The 3,808-nt window shown below is 71.8% G+C and carries 2 protein-coding genes and 1 pseudogene; 2 read left to right on the top strand and 1 reads right to left on the bottom strand.

Translation table 11 applies throughout. The features are described 5' to 3' along the window. Positions 1-848, bottom strand: a pseudogene (locus tag ABD841_RS36500) (hypothetical protein); the annotation flags it as partial. A gap of 190 nt (positions 849-1,038) precedes the next feature. Here ABD841_RS36500 and ABD841_RS36495 point away from each other — a divergent pair. Continuing rightward, positions 1,039-2,007: a MurR/RpiR family transcriptional regulator gene (locus ABD841_RS36495; protein WP_344981271.1), complete on the top strand. Its 969-nt coding sequence runs from the start codon at positions 1,039-1,041 to the stop codon at positions 2,005-2,007. Between the two features lie 290 nt (positions 2,008-2,297). Then, positions 2,298-3,749: an APC family permease gene (locus ABD841_RS36490; RefSeq protein ID WP_344981269.1), complete on the top strand. Its 1,452-nt coding sequence runs from the start codon at positions 2,298-2,300 to the stop codon at positions 3,747-3,749. Positions 3,750-3,808: the final 59 nt, after the last annotated feature.

Here is a 3,808-nt window from a genome sequence, read left to right as displayed (position 1 = left end):
ATAACCTGAAGCCTGCCGCCTGAAATCGGTGTCCTCGTTCGAGGGGGAAGCCCCCCTTCGAGATGACGAAGATCTGCCGACCGGCCCAATCGACGTCCTCCGGTGTCACGCCCAGTAGCTCGGCGGCACGGGCCCCGCTGGAGACGGAGAACTCCAGCAACGCCCGATCGCGCGCAGCCCATCGCCTCGAACAACTCATCCCACAGCCGGTCGGGAATCGCTCGCGGCGGCCGGTCGGGAACCTTCTGGCGGAGCCGGGCCCGGCCGACCACCGGCTTAGTCTCCAGCGGGCTCCGGTGGGACAGGGCCCGCCGTCGTTGAGGTGAGGAGGGCACTGGGTTGATGACCGGTCCGTGACCGCGATGACTGTGAAACTCATAGAAGCCGCTCACCACGGACAATGCGTGGTTGATCGTCCGCTTCGTGTACCCCAGCGCCAGCGTCGGCTTTCCCGTGCGCAGGTTCACCGACCCGGGTTCCGGCGCGCCCTGCGTCCGGCGGCGTCGCTGGGGGTTGGGGGCGCTGCGCAGCCAGCCGACCATGGCCGCCACGTCGGCCTCGGTGGCGCGCTCCCAGCCCACGTCCAGCAGCCACAGGAGCCGGAACCATCGCAGCAGGCCGTACGCATAGCTGCGGCAGGTCAGCGGGCTGCAGTCGCTCAAGGCAAGGTCCTCCAAGTACTCAGTGACCGGGCGGATCTCCTCGGTGGCCCGGTCGAGAACGACGAACGGCGGGTGTATCCGCGCCACCTTGGCGACGGAGCCGACGCTCGGGACTTGCACACGGCCTTCCATCAGTTGGCGACGAAGGTCCACTTCACACTCCTTGATCACGACGTAGATAGTCATGATCAACCAGGTGAAGCAAGTGCAGTTAACTGAGCACCTCCGGCTTCGGTTCACCTCCTGCCGACCGTCTTCCGTCTCCCGTCTCCCGGCGGACGATCCGGCGTGCACCGGCGGACGACCCGCCTTACGGCCCGCCGCGACCGGTCAGAATGAGGGCTTGGACGACCCGACACGGCCGAGAGGTGTTCCGATGACTGGCGAGGGCGGCAAGACGGCGCTGGGCGACCCGTCCGCGGGGGTGGTGCGGGCCGCCGTCCCGCCGGAGGGTGCCCCGGCGGGATCGGAGGGTGCCCCGGCGGAGTCGGGCATCTTCGTCTCGGTCGCGGAGCGGATCCGGCGCAGCCTGGCCGGGGCCTCCGCGGGGGAGCGGCTGGTCGCCAGGACCCTGCTGGCGAACTACCCGGCGGCCGGGCTGGAGACGGCCGCCCGGCTGGCCGAGCGTGCCGGGGTGAGCGCGCCGACCGTGGTCCGGTTCGTGGCCCGGCTGGGTTTCGGCGGGTACCGGGCGTTCCAGCAGGTCCTCCGGGACGAGATCGAGGCACGGCGGGCCTCGCCGCTCACGCTCGCCCAGCAGCTCGGTGACGGGGGAGCCCCGGAGTCCCTGCGGGTCTCCGCGGGGGCGATCTTCCGGCAGCGCCTGGACGAGTCGTTCGCCGCGCTGTCGGACTCCGAACTGGAGGCGGTCCTCGACCTGCTCGTGGACCCGGCCCGCCGGATCACGATGGTCGGCGGCCGGTTCTCGCACCTCCTCGCCGAGTACCTCGGTCTGCACCTGCGCCTGCTACGGCCGGGCACCCGCGTCCTGGACCCGCGGCCCGAGAGCATGGCCGCCCTCGCGGTCGACGCCGGGCGGCGCGACGTCGTCGTGGTCTTCGACTACCGCCGCTACCAGCGTGACATCGTCGAGTTCGCCCGCCGCGTGCACGACAGGGGGGCCAAGGTGGTGCTGTTCACCGATCCCTGGCTCTCGCCCGCCTCCGACGCCGCCGACCTCGTGATCCCCGTCCGGGTGGAGGCGCCGAGCCCGTTCGACAGCCTCGTCCCGGCCCTCGCGCTCGTGGAGACGGTGGTGGCCGGGGTGATGGCGCGGCTCGGGAAGGAGGGGGAGGAGCGGCTGCGGCAGTGCGAGGAGATCGTCGGGAACGTCACCCTCGACTGAGCCGCGGTCGCCGGGGCGCCGCCGTCGATCGACGTCCGGCGTGGACGAGGCGGTTGCCGGGTGACGCGAGGCGGCTGTCGGGTGACGTCCGGCGTGGAAGGCGGCTGTCAGGCGGGGTGCGGCCGCCGCGCGAGGTGCGGTGATCGGGCACGTGTGGTTGCTGGGATCTTGCCGTCGATGGCGATGTAACAAACATTTCATGAGCTCTTGTTGACGCTCTTCATGAAAGCTATGTTTCATTCTCACGTGCCGGTCTGCTTGTCGGTGCCGTCGTCGCCATTGGAGGTGCCGTGTCCGAAGAACTGCGCCCACCCCGCAAGTTGCGCTTGTGGGAGGCCCTCGCCCTGTCCGTCGGGCTCATGGGGCCCACCCTCGCCATGGCGCTCAACGGTGCCGGGGTGTCGGCCACGGTCGGCAAAGCCGTGCCGCTGGTCTTCGTCCTGGGCCTGCTCGGGGTCGCGCTGGTCGCCTACGGCTTCGTCCGGCTGACCCGGCACTTCAACCACGCCGGGTCGGTGTACGCCCTGGCCGGGGTGACCCTGGGCCCCCGGGCCGGGTTCTTCGGCGGGTTCGCGCTGCTGGGGACGTACATCTTCTTCTCCGTGTGCACGCTCGCGGCGACCGCGGTGTTCGCCGAGGCGTTCGCCGCCGCGCTCGGCTTCTCCCTGGGGGTCCCGTGGTTCGTCGTGGCCGTCGTGGCCGCGGCCGGGGTCTGGGTGGTCAACTCCCGCGAGTCCCGGGTGACCGCGCGGACCCTGCTGGTCGTGGAGGGCGTCGGCATCCTGGGGATGCTGGTGCTCAGCCTCGTCGTCGTCGCCCGGACCGGGGCCGGGAGCGCGCCCGGCGGGCAGACGCTCGACCTCTCGGTGTTCGGGCTGGGCGGCACCACGGTGAGCGCGGTCATGACCGCCACGGTGTTCGCGTTCCTGTCCTGGGCCGGCTTCGAGGCGTGCGCGTCGCTGGGCGAGGAGACGGCCGACCCGCGCCGCAACGTCCCCCGCGCCCTCGCGGGAAGCGTGCTGCTCACCGGCGGGCTGTACGTGCTGGTGATGTTCGCCCAGACCGTCGGCTTCGGCACCGACGCCGAGGGGGTCGCCGCCTTCTCCGGCTCCGAGTCCTCGCTGTCGGCGCTGGCGCAGGCGTACATCGGCACGTGGTTCTCGCTGGTCATCGCGTTCACCGCGGTGGCGTCGGCGTTCGCGGCCTCGATCAGCTCGGCCGCGGCGGCCAGCCGCCTCATGTTCGCCCTCGCCCGTGACGGCTTCGGCCCGCGGGCTCTCGCCCGCACCGACCGGCGTACCGGGACCCCCACCGTCGCACTGGTCACCGCGCTGGTCCTCGCCGTCGCCGGTGACGTGGTCCTCGACCTGACCGGGATCTCCGCCTTCGACGGCTACTACTGGTTCGCCACGCTCGGCGTGCTGTGCCTGCTGGTGGCGTACGCGGTCGCCGCGGCGGGCGTGATCGCCTTCATCGTCTCCGGGCGCGGGCGGATCCCCCGCCACGAGATCGTGATACCGGTGCTGGCCATCGCCTACCTCTGCTTCGTCTTCTACAACCAGTCGGTGGGGCAGGCGAGCCCGCTCAGCTACTTCCCGTGGATCGCCGGAGCCTGGTGCCTGGCCGGCCTGGTCGCGGTGCTGGCCGCGCCCGCGCTGGCCCGCCGGATCGGTGAGCGCCTCACCGCCGAGCTGGACCCGGCCGGCGAGGCCGACCCCGTCAGGGAGCCGGCTCAGGCATGACGTCCCCGTCTCCGGAACACCCCGCCCGGTGCCGGGCGGGCCGGCACCCCGCCCGGTGC

The sequence above is a fragment of the Streptosporangium fragile genome (assembly GCF_039534445.1).
GTDB classification, from domain to species: Bacteria; Actinomycetota; Actinomycetes; order Streptosporangiales; family Streptosporangiaceae; genus Streptosporangium; species Streptosporangium fragile.
Note: the sequence above shows the minus strand (reverse complement) of the source record. Positions and strands in the feature narration are given on the sequence as shown.

What these genes read in the sequence shown, in the direction of transcription:
- ABD841_RS36495 (WP_344981271.1), top strand. Translation starts at nt 1,039, where the DNA reads ATGACTGGCGAGGGCGGCAAGACGGCGCTGGGCGACCCGTCCGCGGGG.